Annotated in this window: 14 protein-coding genes; 5 read left to right on the forward strand and 9 right to left on the reverse strand. The window is 54.8% G+C overall.

What is annotated here, in order from left to right; all coding sequences use genetic code 11:
- Window positions 1–24: 24 nt before the first annotated feature.
- The 4 genes from ntrC to glnA are packed head-to-tail and all read right to left on the reverse strand — an operon-like array spanning window position 25 to window position 4,602.
- Window positions 25–1,443 (reverse strand): nitrogen regulation protein NR(I), encoded by a 1,419-nt coding sequence (gene ntrC / locus IDSA_RS08575; protein WP_034775994.1) that lies wholly within the window; start codon window positions 1,441–1,443, stop codon window positions 25–27.
- A complete protein-coding gene (gene glnL, locus IDSA_RS08580) occupies window positions 1,430–2,542 on the reverse strand; it encodes a nitrogen regulation protein NR(II) (protein ID WP_051986194.1) in 1,113 nt (370 codons plus the stop codon). Before glnL ends, ntrC begins: the two co-directional genes overlap by 14 nt.
- Window positions 2,542–3,141: a DUF4124 domain-containing protein gene (locus IDSA_RS08585; protein WP_034775996.1), complete on the reverse strand. Its 600-nt coding sequence runs from the start codon at window positions 3,139–3,141 to the stop codon at window positions 2,542–2,544. Before IDSA_RS08585 ends, glnL begins: the two co-directional genes overlap by 1 nt.
- A 48-nt stretch (window positions 3,142–3,189) precedes the next feature.
- Complete coding sequence (gene glnA, locus IDSA_RS08590) at window positions 3,190–4,602, reverse strand: glutamate--ammonia ligase (RefSeq protein WP_034775999.1); 1,413 nt, start codon at window positions 4,600–4,602, stop codon at window positions 3,190–3,192.
- Window positions 4,603–4,923: 321 nt separating this feature from the next.
- Between glnA and typA the strand changes: the two genes are divergently transcribed.
- A complete protein-coding gene (gene typA / locus IDSA_RS08595; protein ID WP_034776001.1) occupies window positions 4,924–6,753 on the forward strand; it encodes a translational GTPase TypA in 1,830 nt (609 codons plus the stop codon).
- 39 nt (window positions 6,754–6,792) lie between these two features.
- Here the strand turns inward: typA and IDSA_RS08600 are convergent, their stop codons facing one another.
- From IDSA_RS08600 to IDSA_RS08610, 3 genes are read right to left on the reverse strand one after another with little or no spacing between them, the layout of a single operon-like run.
- Window positions 6,793–8,328 (reverse strand): sensor domain-containing diguanylate cyclase, encoded by a 1,536-nt coding sequence (locus IDSA_RS08600; RefSeq protein ID WP_034776002.1) that lies wholly within the window; start codon window positions 8,326–8,328, stop codon window positions 6,793–6,795.
- Window positions 8,328–8,984, reverse strand: coding sequence for a PAQR family membrane homeostasis protein TrhA (gene trhA, locus IDSA_RS08605; protein WP_034776004.1), 657 nt, complete (start codon window positions 8,982–8,984; stop codon window positions 8,328–8,330). Before trhA ends, IDSA_RS08600 begins: the two co-directional genes overlap by 1 nt.
- Window positions 8,981–9,259: a DUF3081 family protein gene (locus IDSA_RS08610; protein ID WP_034776007.1), complete on the reverse strand. Its 279-nt coding sequence runs from the start codon at window positions 9,257–9,259 to the stop codon at window positions 8,981–8,983. Before IDSA_RS08610 ends, trhA begins: the two co-directional genes overlap by 4 nt.
- A gap of 113 nt (window positions 9,260–9,372) precedes the next feature.
- Here IDSA_RS08610 and IDSA_RS08615 point away from each other — a divergent pair, with 113 nt between their 5' ends.
- On the forward strand, window positions 9,373–9,990 hold the full coding sequence (locus IDSA_RS08615; RefSeq protein ID WP_034776009.1) for a TetR family transcriptional regulator: 618 nt from the start codon (window positions 9,373–9,375) through the stop codon (window positions 9,988–9,990).
- A 13-nt stretch (window positions 9,991–10,003) separates the two neighbouring features.
- Here IDSA_RS08615 and IDSA_RS08620 read toward each other — a convergent pair whose 3' ends face one another.
- Together IDSA_RS08620 and IDSA_RS08625 are read right to left on the reverse strand one after the other, a co-directional pair.
- The gene (locus IDSA_RS08620) at window positions 10,004–10,516 is read right to left on the reverse strand and encodes an NADPH-dependent FMN reductase (protein ID WP_034776012.1); all 513 of its coding nucleotides are present in this window, start codon (window positions 10,514–10,516) and stop codon (window positions 10,004–10,006) included.
- A 24-nt stretch (window positions 10,517–10,540) separates the two neighbouring features.
- On the reverse strand, window positions 10,541–11,239 hold the full coding sequence (locus IDSA_RS08625) for an SDR family NAD(P)-dependent oxidoreductase (RefSeq protein ID WP_034776015.1): 699 nt from the start codon (window positions 11,237–11,239) through the stop codon (window positions 10,541–10,543).
- A 96-nt stretch (window positions 11,240–11,335) separates the two neighbouring features.
- On the opposite strand from IDSA_RS08625, the gene IDSA_RS08630 reads away from it, so the two are divergent.
- The 3 genes from IDSA_RS08630 to IDSA_RS08640 are packed head-to-tail and all read left to right on the forward strand — an operon-like array spanning window position 11,336 to window position 13,604.
- A complete protein-coding gene (locus IDSA_RS08630) occupies window positions 11,336–12,250 on the forward strand; it encodes a virulence factor BrkB family protein (protein WP_034776018.1) in 915 nt (304 codons plus the stop codon).
- Entirely contained in the window at window positions 12,247–12,696 is a 450-nt protein-coding gene (dtd, locus tag IDSA_RS08635; RefSeq protein WP_034776021.1) for a D-aminoacyl-tRNA deacylase, read from the forward strand. Before IDSA_RS08630 ends, dtd begins: the two co-directional genes overlap by 4 nt.
- Before the next feature lie 2 nt (window positions 12,697–12,698).
- Window positions 12,699–13,604: a bifunctional GNAT family N-acetyltransferase/hotdog fold thioesterase gene (locus tag IDSA_RS08640; RefSeq protein ID WP_034776024.1), complete on the forward strand. Its 906-nt coding sequence runs from the start codon at window positions 12,699–12,701 to the stop codon at window positions 13,602–13,604.
- The last annotated feature ends 3 nt before the right edge of the window (window positions 13,605–13,607 follow it).

Consider the following 13,607-nt stretch of genomic DNA (forward strand, 5'->3'; position numbering starts at 1 on the left):
GAGCGCAGCGAATAGATAGCGGGTTTACTTAACTTTTACGTACTCTTTCAGCTTTCTGGTCAGGGTGTTGCGGCCCCAGCCAAGTAGGTGGGCGGCCTGCTGTTTATGGCCGCCGGTAGCTTCCAGCGCTAACTCAAGTGCCAGCCGTTCCACCTCGGGCACCAGCTCCTGCAGGATATCCTGCTCGCCGTTCGCCAACTGCCGGCTGAGCGCTCGTTTTAATGCCTGCTGCCAGTCATATTCTTCGACCGCGCCCTTGGCCAGAGGTTCGCCCAGAGGTTCGCCAAGTTCGTCTGGCAAATCACTGACATCCACTACGTCGCCGGGTGCCATCACCGTCAGCCAGCGACACATGTTTTCCAGTTGCCGCACGTTGCCCGGCCAGGGCGCGGCACTCAGCCGCGCTTCTGCGGCCGGGCTCAGGCGTTTAGGCGCGCCTCCTAATTCATCAGCAGCGCGCCTGAGAAAGTGCCGCGCCAGCTGCGGAATGTCGCTGCGGCGCTCGGCCAGTGTCGGCAGTTGCAGGCGGATCACATTCAGGCGATGCAATAGATCTTCGCGGAAAAGCCCCTGCGCCACACGCTCGGTGAGGTTCTGATGGGTGGCGGCGATGATCCGCACATCCACTTTGACGGGCTGGTAGCTGCCCACCGGGTAAAACTGCCCTTCGGCCAGCACCCGCAGCAAGCGGGTTTGCACCGCCAGCGGCATGTCGCCAATTTCATCCAGGAACAGGGTTCCGCCATGGGCCTGTTCAAAGCGACCATGACGGCGGTGGGTGGCACCGGTGAAAGCGCCTTTTTCATGGCCGAACAGCTCGGATTCGACCAGATCCGACGGAATCGCCGCCATATTGAGCGCGATAAAAGGTTTGCGCGCGCGCGGGCTGTGGTCATGCAGCGCCCGCGCCACCAGCTCTTTACCCGTACCCGAGGCACCGTTAATCAATACGGTAACGCTGGAGTGCGACAACCGGCCGATGGCACGGAATACGTCCTGCATCGCCGGCGCGTTGCCGATAATACCGCTGACCTGATCCACCGCCGCTACCGGCTCGTCGGCGGGGGCCGGGGTACGCTGTAGGGCACGGCTGAGGGTGTGAATCACATCGTCCAGATCAAAGGGCTTGGCCAGGTATTCAAAGGCGCCGCCCTGAAACGCGTTGACTGCTGAGTCGAGGTCCGAATGGGCGGTCATTACGATCACCGTCAGTTGCGGGTGTTCGCGCTTCACAAATTCCAGCACTTTGAGGCCATCATCGCCGGGCATGCGGATATCCGTCAGCAGCACCCGGGGCTGCGCGGTTTTCAGTGCCTCGTACAGTTCCGCGGCGCTGGCAAAACTGCGGTTGGTCAGCCCGGCGCGTTGCAGGGCCCGCTCAAGCACCCAGCGGATAGAGCTGTCGTCATCAAGGATCCAGATGCTGTCATCACTCAGCGCCATGCTGCCCTCCGGAACTTAGGGTTTCGGCATAAGGCAGATACAGCAGAAACTGGGTATGGCCCGGTTCCGACTGCACTTCGATTTTGCCGGCATGCTGGTGAATGATGTTCTGGGCAATCGACAGACCCAGCCCGGTGCCGCCGGCGCGGCCACTGACCATCGGATAAAACAGCGTATCGCGGATTGGCTCGGGGATGCCGCAGCCGGTATCTTCCACCACCACCAGCGCACAATGCCGGTAGCGATTACCATAAATCGTCTGCTGATGAATAATGCGGGTACGGATGGTTAATGTGCCCTGTTGCGCGCCGCAATTATCCATGGCTTCGCAGGCATTCATCACGATATTCAGAAACGCCTGCTCCAGGCCTTCGCCGGCGGCGGTCAGATCCGGCAGACTGGGGTCATAATCGCGCTGCCAGTTAATCGCCTTGCCGGTACTGAGCTGCGCCACCTGCACCACCCGTTCCAGTATCGCGTGCAGGTTATGGGGTTTGCGCTCGGGCAACTGGTGTGAACCCAGCATCCGGTCCACCAGATTCCGCAGCCGGTCGGCCTGGCTGATAATAAGATCGGTATATTCGTGCAAGCCAGCGTCTTGCAGTTCACCGGCCAGCAACTGGGCGGCACCACGCAAGCCGCCTAACGGATTTTTGATTTCGTGGGCCAGGCCGCGGATCATGCTGTGGGCAGCGTGCAGCTGCTGTTGCTGAGAGTTTTCCTGGTTAATGCGGCGGATCTGATCCACCTGCCGCAGCTCCAGCAAAATCTGAAGATCGCCATCCTGCCCGCGCAGTGGCTGGGCCACAAACTCAATGGTGATGCGATGGCCATCATGAAAAATCAGGCTGACGTCGCTGTCCGATACGCTTTGTTCGTCCTGCAGGGCGTGGCGCAGAATGGCCGGGTCCAGGCTGGTGTAACTGAACAGACTGAAAAAGGGCACGCCGTTCAGCCGGCGCAGGCTGCCGTCGAGAATACTTTCGGCGCTGGCGTTCATATAGCTGATATGCAAATGCTGGTCCAGCGTGACCACGCCGGTCATCAGGGTATCCAGATGCGGATGCACCAAATTGGTGCAACTCGTTGCCTGCCCCATTAATTGGTACCACCAGTACCCTGGTTATTGTTATTCAGCGCCGGCGACAGGATCGAGGCGCGCAGCACATAGACTTCAATGGTGTCGGTCTGCGCCAGTTCTTCGCGGTTCGGCGCCAGCACCCTTACCTGCAACCGCCGTTCGCCACGGGCGACGTCACGCAGCAGCACTTCGGTGGCCGGGCCTTCATACACCGGCTCGGCATCCAGCCGCAGCTGATAGATGGGGTAACCGTCGAGGTTACGCACGTCTGCCTCCCAGCTTACGCGGATCTCGCCATCATTGGCGCGGATGGCTGCCTGCGGCTCAGGGGTGAGAATGCGCACATCCACTTCGACACCCTCATAGGTTTCAGCGTCTTCGGTTTCCGTTGGGCGGCTTTGCAATAACTGGGGGGGAATATCAAATTCGGTCACCATGGGATCCACGGTGATAGCTTCGGCGTCAGCCGTCGGTTTATCCGTGTACACCACGGTGCCGTCGGCTTTGCGTTTTTTATACACTTGCTGGCTGTCGGCGGGCGCAGTCAACAGAACTGAGGCTCCGGTCAGCAGCAGAGCTGACCAGAGCAAGACAGAATATGTAGCTGGCTTACTCATGGTCACTCCTTCTTTCGTTTATAAGCGTTTAACCCGGTTTATACCAGATTAGACACTGTAGTAGAGATCAAATTCGATCGGATGCGTGGTCATTTTCAGTTTCATGACTTCCTTCATCTTCAGATTGATGTAGGCATCGATCATCTCATCACTCATGACACCGCCACGGGTCAGGAATTCACGGTCTTTATCCAGTGCTTCCAGCGCCATTTCCAGTGAATGACAGACCGTTGGGATCTCTTTGGCTTCTTCCGCCGGCAGATCGTACAGGTCTTTATCCATGGCATCGCCAGGGTGGATCTTGTTCTTGATACCGTCCAGGCCAGCCATTAACAGGGCGGTAAAGCACAGGTACGGGTTAGCGGCCGGGTCCGGGAAGCGTACTTCGATACGACGACCTTTGGCGCTGGCGACAATCGGGATACGGATTGAGGCTGAGCGGTTACGGGCTGAATAAGCCAGCATCACCGGGGCTTCAAAACCTGGCACCAGACGCTTGTACGAGTTGGTGGCCGGGTTTGAGAAGGCGTTAATGGCACGGGCGTGTTTGATGATACCGCCGATGTAGAACAGCGCCATTTCGCTCAGGCCACCGTACTGGTCGCCGGCAAATAGGTTCTTGCCGTCTTTGATCAGTGACATATGCACGTGCATGCCTGAACCGTTATCGCCAACCAGAGGCTTCGGCATAAAGGTCGCGGTCATGCCGTATGAATGGGCAACGTTGTGCACCACATACTTGTAGACCTGAATTTCGTCGGCTTTTTTCACCAGGGTGTTAAAGCGCGTGGCCACTTCGTTCTGGCCTGCAGTCGCCACTTCGTGGTGATGGGCTTCAACTACCAGGCCCATGTCTTCCATTACTGTGGACATAGTGCTGCGGATGTCGTGCGCGGAATCAACTGGTGGTACCGGGAAGTAGCCGCCTTTCACACTTGGACGGTGACCCAGGTTACCTTCGGCGTATTCTTTACCTGAGCTCCACTTAGCTTCTTCGGCTTCGATTTTGTAGAACGAACCGCTCATGTCAGTGTGGAAACGCACATCATTGAACAGGAAGAATTCTGGCTCCGGACCAAAGAAGGCGGCGTCAGCGATGTTGGCGCTTTGCAGGTATTCTTCGGCGCGACGGGCGATTGAACGCGGGTCGCGGTCGTAGCCTTGCATGGTATCTGGCTCAAGGATGTCGCAACGCACGTTCAGGGTCAGTTCGTCAGTGAAGGGGTCAAGCACAATCGAATCACAGTCAGGCATCAGCACCATGTCGGATTCGTTAATGCCTTTCCAGCCGCCGATGGACGAGCCGTCAAACATTTTGCCTTCTTCAAAGAACTCTTCGTTAATCTGCGACAGTGGGATCGTCACGTGTTGCTCTTTACCCTGGGTATCGGTAAAGCGCAAATCAACGAATTTAACTTCATGTTCTTTAATAAATTCCATTACTTCTTGTGGTGTTGACATGTGATCCTCCACGATCGAGCTGTCGATGAATTTTGTTAGCTTAGCTAAATGTAGTTGCTGCACCGACTTAAAGCAAAGGCTGTGCCAGATCGCTAATACGCTTAGTTTTTATGGGCTTAGTTATTTGCCCGCGATTTGGGGCCGTATCGGCACCCGCTTATTGCACCATTATAGCGCATCTTACGCACCAGTATAGTGCAATTATTGGCGACTGGAGGGGCTAAATGGATAATGCTTTCTTATCTCCGCCAGAAAGAGTATAATGCGCCGCTATTTTAACCAATCTTGGTTCCCTCTCGCGTTTTACAGGCTTTTTAATTAATGACTATCCCAGCTACTGAACTTTCCAAGCTTCGCAACATTGCGATCATTGCTCACGTTGACCACGGTAAGACCACCCTGGTTGATAAACTACTGCAACAATCCGGCACGCTGGAAAGTCGTGGTGATGCGGAAGAACGCATCATGGATTCGAACGATATCGAAAAAGAACGTGGTATCACGATTCTGGCGAAAAACACTGCGCTGAATTACAAAGACTACCGCATCAACATCCTGGACACTCCGGGCCACGCCGATTTCGGCGGTGAAGTTGAGCGGGTTCTGTCGATGGCCGATTCGGTACTGCTGTTGGTTGACGCTGTTGACGGCCCGATGCCGCAAACGCGCTTCGTTACCCAGAAAGCGTTCTCGCACGGCCTGAAGCCGATTGTGGTTATCAACAAGATTGACCGTCCGGGCGCACGCCCTGACTGGGTTGTCGATCAGGTATTTGACCTGTTCGTTAACCTGAACGCCACTGATGAACAGCTGGACTTCCCGATTGTGTTCGCCTCAGCGCTGAACGGTTTCGCGACGCTGGAACATGAGAACCAGGGCGGCGATATGACCCCGCTGTTTGATACCATTATTGAGAAAGTTGCCTCACCTGACGCTGACCGTGACGGTCCGTTACAGATGCAGATCTCGCAGCTGGATTACTCCAGCTACGTGGGCCTCATCGGTATCGGCCGCATCAAGCGTGGCTCAATTAAAGTTGGCCAGCAGGTCACTATCATTGGTGCTGACGGCAGCAAGCGTAACGGCAAAGTCGCGCAGGTATTTGGTTACCTGGGTCTGAACCGGATTGAGACCGACAAAGCCAGCGCCGGCGACATTATCGCGGTAACCGGTTTAGGTGAGCTGAAAATCTCTGACACCCTCTGTGCTACCACCGCCGTTGAAGCGCTGCCGCCACTGACCGTTGATGAGCCGACAGTAACCATGACCTTCCAGGTCAATACCTCACCGTTCGCGGGTAAAGAAGGTAAGTTCGTGACCTCACGGCAGATCCTTGAGCGCCTGCAAAACGAACTCAAGCACAACGTAGCCTTGCGTGTTGATGAAACCGACAACCCGGATCGCTTCCGTGTATCAGGTCGTGGTGAATTGCACTTAGGTATCCTGATTGAAAACATGCGTCGTGAAGGCTTCGAATTAGCCGTATCACGCCCGGAAGTTATCCTGAAGGAAGAAAATGGCGTTACCTTAGAGCCGTTCGAAAACCTGACTGTGGATATCGAAGAGCAACATCAGGGCTCGGTCATGGAGAAGCTTGGTATCCGTAAAGCGGAAATGACCAACATGACCCCAGATGGTAAAGGCCGCGTACGCGTTGACTTTACCGTACCAAGCCGTGGTTTGATTGGCTTCCAGACTGAGTTCATGACACTGACGTCTGGCTCTGGCCTGATGTACAAAACCTTTGACCATTATGGTCCGCACAAAGGCGGCCGTATTGGCCAGCGCATGAACGGCGTATTGATTTCAAACGCCACCGGTAAAGCGCTGACCTACGCCCTGTTTAACCTGCAGGAGCGCGGTAAACTGATGGCTTCTCACGGTGATGAAGTTTATGAAGGCCAGATCATCGGCGTGCATAACCGTGGCAACGACCTGACGGTAAACTGTCTGAAAGGTAAGCAGCTGACCAACGTCCGTGCGTCTGGTACCGATGATGCGCTGACGCTGTCACCGCCGATTCGCCTGACTCTGGAACAGGCACTGGAATTTATCGATGATGACGAGCTGGTAGAAGTAACGCCGAAGTCGATTCGTATCCGTAAGCGTCTGCTGACTGAAAACGACCGTAAGCGCGCCAGCCGCAGCTAAGCTGCCACTGACACGGGTCACTGAAAGGTAAGAAACTGATTAGGCCGTAATCACCCGATTACGGCCTTTTTGTTTGGCTTCATATAAAGCGGCGTCTGCCCGCGCAAAGGTTTTATCGATACGCTCACCCGGCTCCCACATGGTCACGCCGATACTCATCGTCACGTTAAAGCTTTCACCATCGGCACCAAAATATAGCTGCTGCATTCGCTGCACCAGCCGCTCGGCGACCAGTACTGCGCCCTCCAGGGTACTGTCTTCCAGCAAGATGGTAAATTCTTCACCACCGGTACGGGCCGCGATATCAATTTGTCGTACGGTGCTGGATAACAGCTGGCCGACGCTCTCCAGTACCTCATCACCCGCGGCATGGCCGTATTTGTCGTTAATTTTCTTGAAGTAGTCCAGGTCCAGCATCAGCACTGCCAGCGGCATGTCTTTGCGGGCTGCGCGCTCCATCATGGCTTCAGCACCGACCAGTAAGGCCCGCCGGTTCGCCAGCCGGGTCAGTGAGTCGGTGGTGGCCAGTTGCTCCAGCCGGGCATTGGTGGTTTGCAGTTCTGCCGTGCGCTCCTGCATTTCACGTTCAAGTCGCTTATTGATATTAGCCAGTGGCCGCGCCATGCGTTCCGCACTAAGCCAGCCCACTAGTGCCAGTACTAACGCGATACCCGACCCAATCCACAGTACCTGTACCCGCAATGCTTCAATGGGTTCGAAGGCACTGGATACCGGGATCCGTACCAGAATCTGCCAGCGCGGTCCTTCATATTCGCGGTAACCCGTGGTTTCCGCATAACCGGTTACGTACTGATTACCATCCGGCCACGTCTCAACAGCATAATTATTGGTTCTCAGCTGCTCGCTCAGATTTAGCGGTAGCGGTTTTTCACGAAGCTCTGGCGGCCCCAGCAATACCAGCCTTTCGGAACTCACAATCAGTAATTCAGCGTCATCGTAGTTTTCCAGCGATGGCGCAATTGAGGCACGCATTTCTTCGGCCCAGGTCCAGTCGAGATGGCTGCCAATTACACCGATATACTCGCCTTGCTTGTTATGCAGCGGCATCGCCACATCAACAAAGCGTAGCGGCTGCTCGCTGTCAGGATTGAGCTTTTGCTCAAGCAACAAGGCGCCATGCACATCGCCGATAAAATAGTTATCACGGGCTTGCCTGAACCAAGGCCTGGCGCTGACATCTTCCCCCTCGAGCAAGCCACCCGTGCTGACTTTTACCACGCCTTCTGTATCGGTCACGCCAATCCAGGCATAATAGGGATACGACTGCTGCAGCATCGACAGCATGGCGTCAATTTCACTGAGGTAATCTTCCCGCACGCTCATCTGCTCAATCAGGGTAGCCGCCACCTGCATATCGCGGTAGCGCTCAAACATGCCCCGCTCAAGCTTATCTGACATCTGATAAGCGACCTCACCAAGGCCGCTGCCGACCTGATGTTCAAGGCGGGAAGTAGCTACCTGAGTAAGGATGGCGCTAATGATTATGGTCAGGATGACCCCGACGCCGGCACTGATTAAGAACCAGCGAAATTTCAGATTGGCGGGTACCAGCATCAGAGTAGATCCGGTTGCGGCAGTACATAAAAGAACACGGAAAAGAAGTGCAATACACTACCGGCAAGCACAAACAGGTGCCAGATGGCGTGGTGGTATTTCAGCGACTTCCAGACATAAAAAATAACGCCGAAAGTATAGGCCAGGCCGCCGGCGAGCAATAACAATAAGCCCGACAATTCAACGGTACCCAGCATGGGTTTAATCACCACGACCGCCATCCAGCCCATCCCCAGATACAGGGTTAGCGACAACCATTCTTTGCGTTTACTGCCGCTTAACTCAACAATTACGCCGACGATAGCAATGGTCCAGGCCACGGCCAGCAGCGACCAGCCCCAGGGACCGCGCAAATTACCCAGCGCGAAAGGGGTATAAGTGCCGGCAATCAGCACATAGATGGCGGCATGGTCCATCTGCTGGAAAAAGGCTTTCACCCGCGGCCAGGGAAACGCGTGATAAAGGGTTGAGGCTAAATACAGCAGGATCAGACTGCCACCGTAGATACAGACGCTGACCAGGTGCCAGGTGTCACCATAGGCGTTCGCCCATATGATCATAAATACCAGACCCACGATACTGGCGATGGCGCCAATACCGTGAGTCAGGGCGTGGGCGACTTCTTCCGCCGCACTGTAGACTTTGATGTGCTTCATTCGTTACGGCCAGGCTTATGGTAGTCCTTACTGATATCTTCCAGGCGACGCAGGAAGCGATCCAGGTCATGCTCTGTTTTATAATCCAGATTGTAGGAGCTATGGAAATTAACCGTCAGCTTCACATTACAACCCTCCAGATAAACCCGGTAGCCATCGTGATCGGTCGACGCGGTGATGTCGTTAAGCACATGTTTGCCTTGTTTGGCTTCGCCATGCTCATGAATTTTCTCATACGCATCAAGTACCATACGCTGGTCAATATCTTGCGCCATAAATTCATCCTTTTTTGCTGATTGACTAGAATCCTGTCCATATACATACATGCATGCATGTTTATAGGATTTGGTTTATAATCGTACCCTCTGATTATAACACGAGGTCGATTGTGGTTCGCCGTACCAAAGCAGATGCCCTGACAACCAAATCCGCATTACTCGATGCCGCCGAACGCCTGTTCAGTAGCCTGGGAGTCGCTAATACGTCCATGATGCAGGTGGCCGAAGCCGCCGGGGTAACCCGTGGCGCCATTTATCATCACTTCGACAACAAGCTCGATCTTATCGATTCACTGGTCGAACGCGTGCGCCTGCCGGTTGACGAAATGCGTGACAAACTGGCCCAGAGCTATGCCGATAATCCGCTTGAACAACTGCGGCTGCGCTCAATGCGCATTGTGCAGCAGGTCAAGTACGACGACCACATGCAGGCCCTGCTTAATATTCTGTTCCACAAGTGCGAATACGTGGCCGAGACTCAGCCTATCCATACCCGCCACCTGCAGGGTCGCAACTCCTGTATTGATGAGTGTGAGCGCCTCATTCTGCAAGCCATGTCGCAAGGCCAGGTAAAACCTGACCTGAACGCGAGAGCCGTGGTACTTGGCATGTTCGGCCTCATCGACGGCCTGATGTACAACTGGCTACTGGATAACAGCTACTTTGACATTGAGCAGGTCGCCGAGCAATCCATCGACAGTTACCTGGCCGGTATTCGTCTGTCCTGATTGTTGCCAGAGCTTAGTCGCCCTGGCGCAAGAACTCATCCAGAAAATCATTATCCAGCCCGGCGATGGTTTCATCACTGGCATGCGGCACGCTGCCAAAAAACGGTGCCACCCAGGCTTTGAGATCGCCCAGACTAATACGCAAATGGTTCATTGAGCGCATGGCCCCTAAACGTCCGGGCGAGGCGCCGGCCAACAGCACGGTTTTATTCTCCCACGGAATTTGCTCCAGCCGCGAGGTCCAGTCCACCGCGTTCTTCAGCAGTGGAGGCGGCCCGCCATTATACTCAGGGGTCACCACGATGATCTTATTGGCATCGCGGATGGCCGTTGCCAGTTTATGAATACTGGCTGGCACGCCTTTTTCAACTTCATCGTCGCCGTTATAAATGGGCGCATCAAGATCTTCCGGCGGGTACACATGGCAGTTCATGCCCAGTTCTTCGGCCCGCTCAGCCAGCCGCTTTTGTAGTTTTTTATTAAAAGATTCCTTCCGACTACTGCCGGCCAAAATTAATATTGTCATGCCATCCTCGCATTGTCTGATTTATTAATAAGGCAAAACCGAACCATCCCAGTGTAGCAGTTGCCCGCTTTGCTCCATAGTCAGTTGCTCAGCCACGCTGACGATGCGCTCAGCGGACTGCTCCGGCGAATAGAGCTTGCCCTTTGGCAACCGCAACTGAAACGGCTGCGATAAGTCGGTATCCGTAGTGCCCGGGTGCACGGCGGCGATAATCAGCTGCTTATGCGTACGCTGGCTTTCAATCGATGCCGTTTTCAGCAACATATTCAGTGCCGCTTTACTGGCGCGGTAGCTATACCAGCCGCCCAGGTAGTTATCGGTGATACTGCCCACCTTAGCGCTGAGCTGTATCCAGAAGCAGCGCTGTTTTACCGGTAGTACCGGGAACATAGTCTGTAACAACAACACTGGCAGTACCGCATTTACATAGAAATTCTCGCTGAGCTGCGCTTTGTTGATATCTTCCAGGCGTTTTTCTGGCATAAATTCACTGTTATGCAGAATCCCCAGGGTGCTGATGACGCCATCAATTCGTTCCCCTTCAAGTTGTTCCTTCAGCCCGGTGAGCTGCTGCGACTCATAGCCGGCAACCTGCAGCCAGTTGGCTGCGCCCTCCGCTGGCCGCGGTTGCCGGCTTACCGCAAGTACCTGCTCGCCGCGCCTGATATATGCATCAATAAGCGCCTGCCCTAATCCACCGCCGCCACCAAACACGACAATCATGCTATATTCCCTGTAATTCAAGTTTGTTAAAGTCAATTACGCAATAAAACCTGTTTAGGATTAGACCAGCGGCAAATGACCGCAGAGGGAGTACTCATGAAGATCGCCACATCGATAGACTGGCGGGCCAAACTGCGCTGCGCCGTGGAGTTTGTTCGTTACTTTGTGCAGCGCTGCGGGACCGATCATATTACCACCATCGCCGGCTACCTGACGTTTGTCAGCTTACTGGCGCTGGTTCCCCTGATTGTCGTGATGTTTTCGATTTTCTCAGCCTTCCCGATGTTTGGCGAGGTACGCGATCAGATTGAGTCCTTCCTGTTCTCGAATCTGGTGCCCACTTCCAGCGAAGTCATCGAAGAATATCTGAATCGCTTCATCACCAATGTATCCGATATGACCGCAGTGGGGGCGATCTTTGTGATTGTAGTGGCGATTAATCTGGTATCGACCATTGATTCGACTATTAATCGCATCTGGCGTACTGAAAAACGCCGGCGGCTGGCGATGGCACTGGCGGTGTACTGGATGATCCTGACGCTGGGCCCATTGCTCATCGGCTCCGGTGTGCTGGTCAGCTCCTATGTGATTTCGCTCACAGCTTTTGCCGAAGAGTATGTTTCCGGTATCCGCGGCTTCTTATTCAATGTGGTGCCTTTTGTGATGTCGGTGCTGGCCTTTCTGCTGCTGTACGTACTTATGCCTAACCGGCTGGTACGGGTACGCCATGCCATCTGGGGCGCGCTGCTGGCAGCGGCGTTATTTGAACTGGGCAAAGCAGGCTTTGGCTATTACATTGCCAGCTTTACCACCTACCAGGCCATTTACGGCGCGCTGGCGGCGCTGCCTATTCTGCTGATCTGGATTTTCCTGTCGTGGACTATCGTGCTGATCGGCGCTGAGTTTACCGTCAGTATTGAGGAGTTCTTTGACGACAAGGACGACGAAGTTGAGGACGATGGCGTGGTGGACGACGGTGAAGAGACAGACCAGGAGTCGGATAAGGCGTGAAGGTTTTATTGCAGCGGGTTACCAGCGCCCGGGTTGATATTGATGGCGCCCCTGCCGGGCAAATCGGCCAGGGGCTGTTGTTGTTGCTTGGCGTCGAGCGTGACGACACGGTCAGAGACGCGCGCCAACTGGCTGCGCGCATTGCCGGTTACCGGGTATTCAGCGACGCCGATGATAAGATGAACCTGAGCGTAAAAGATATTAACGGGGGCTGCCTGGTGGTGTCGCAGTTCACCCTGGCGGCGGACACCCAGAGCGGCCGCCGACCCAGCTTCTCGAGCGCGGCACCGCCGACGCAGGCTGAGCCATTATATGAACTATTCGTAAGCGAGCTACGGGCGGGCGGAATTGAGGTTGCTACGGGCTCGTTTGGCGCCGATATGGCCGTGACCCTGACCAACGATGGCCCGGTAACCTTTCTACTGACTTCAACAGGTAAAACCTAATTATGTTTCAGGTTATCACGCCAACTACAGACGACGAGTTTAAGCGCTATTACGACTTGCGCTGGCGCGTGTTGCGCGAGCCCTTTCAGCGGCCGCGTGGCTCGGAACAGGACGAATACGATCAGGTCGGCTTTCACCGTATGGTCATTAACGATAGCGGCGCGGCTATCGCAGTGGGGCGGTTGCATTTTAACAGCCCTGACGAAGGCCAGATCCGCTTTATGGCGTCAGCGCCGGAGCATCGTGGCGGCGGCCATGGCGTGGCCATTGTGCACGAACTCGAAACCCTGGCCCGACGCGAAGGCGCCACCCATATCATTATCAATTCGCGCGACAATACCCTGGGGTTTTATCTGAAATGCGGTTACGACATTATCGAAGAAGCCGACACCCTGAAGAATCCGATGGCCGAGCACCAGTTACGTAAAACCCTGACCGACCATAACCGCATTATTTACCGCCCCGACTGGTGTCAGGAACTGCAGCAAACCTGGCATAACGACATCCCTATCTCAGAAACCATGGGCATACGTATCAGTCAGTACACCGGCCGTGAGTTTGAAACCCAGGCGACGCTGTCACGCAATATTAATGTGCACGGCACCATGTTCGCCGGCAGTATTTATTCGCTGGCCACGTTGACATGCTGGGGGCTGTTGCATTTACAATTGCGCGAACGAAAATTACAGGGTGCGGTGGTACTGGCCGACGGCTCGATTCACTACCACAAGCCCATCTCGCGGGAACCGCGGGCAGTCGCGCAGCTGGCCTCTATGGTTGGTGACTTATCGGCACTGACGCAGGGTCGTAACGCGAGGGTGAATCTGAAGTCCCAGGTATTTGACGGGCACAAGCCAGTCGCTGAATTTTCTGGGCAGTTTGTTGTATTAGCAGAGAAACCGGACTAAAAG

Source organism: Pseudidiomarina salinarum (assembly GCF_000753715.1).
GTDB lineage: Bacteria > Pseudomonadota > Gammaproteobacteria > Enterobacterales > Alteromonadaceae > Pseudidiomarina > Pseudidiomarina salinarum.

What these genes read in the sequence shown, in the direction of transcription:
- ntrC (WP_034775994.1), bottom strand. Translation starts at nt 1,443, where the DNA reads ATGGCGCTGAGTGATGACAGCATCTGGATCCTTGATGACGACAGCTCT.
- glnL (WP_051986194.1), bottom strand. Translation starts at nt 2,542, where the DNA reads ATGGGGCAGGCAACGAGTTGCACCAATTTGGTGCATCCGCATCTGGAT.
- IDSA_RS08585 (WP_034775996.1), bottom strand. Translation starts at nt 3,141, where the DNA reads ATGAGTAAGCCAGCTACATATTCTGTCTTGCTCTGGTCAGCTCTGCTG.
- glnA (WP_034775999.1), bottom strand. Translation starts at nt 4,602, where the DNA reads ATGTCAACACCACAAGAAGTAATGGAATTTATTAAAGAACATGAAGTT.
- typA (WP_034776001.1), top strand. Translation starts at nt 4,924, where the DNA reads ATGACTATCCCAGCTACTGAACTTTCCAAGCTTCGCAACATTGCGATC.
- IDSA_RS08600 (WP_034776002.1), bottom strand. Translation starts at nt 8,328, where the DNA reads ATGCTGGTACCCGCCAATCTGAAATTTCGCTGGTTCTTAATCAGTGCC.
- trhA (WP_034776004.1), bottom strand. Translation starts at nt 8,984, where the DNA reads ATGAAGCACATCAAAGTCTACAGTGCGGCGGAAGAAGTCGCCCACGCC.
- IDSA_RS08610 (WP_034776007.1), bottom strand. Translation starts at nt 9,259, where the DNA reads ATGGCGCAAGATATTGACCAGCGTATGGTACTTGATGCGTATGAGAAA.
- IDSA_RS08620 (WP_034776012.1), bottom strand. Translation starts at nt 10,516, where the DNA reads ATGACAATATTAATTTTGGCCGGCAGTAGTCGGAAGGAATCTTTTAAT.
- IDSA_RS08625 (WP_034776015.1), bottom strand. Translation starts at nt 11,239, where the DNA reads ATGATTGTCGTGTTTGGTGGCGGCGGTGGATTAGGGCAGGCGCTTATT.
- IDSA_RS08630 (WP_034776018.1), top strand. Translation starts at nt 11,336, where the DNA reads ATGAAGATCGCCACATCGATAGACTGGCGGGCCAAACTGCGCTGCGCC.
- IDSA_RS08640 (WP_034776024.1), top strand. Translation starts at nt 12,699, where the DNA reads ATGTTTCAGGTTATCACGCCAACTACAGACGACGAGTTTAAGCGCTAT.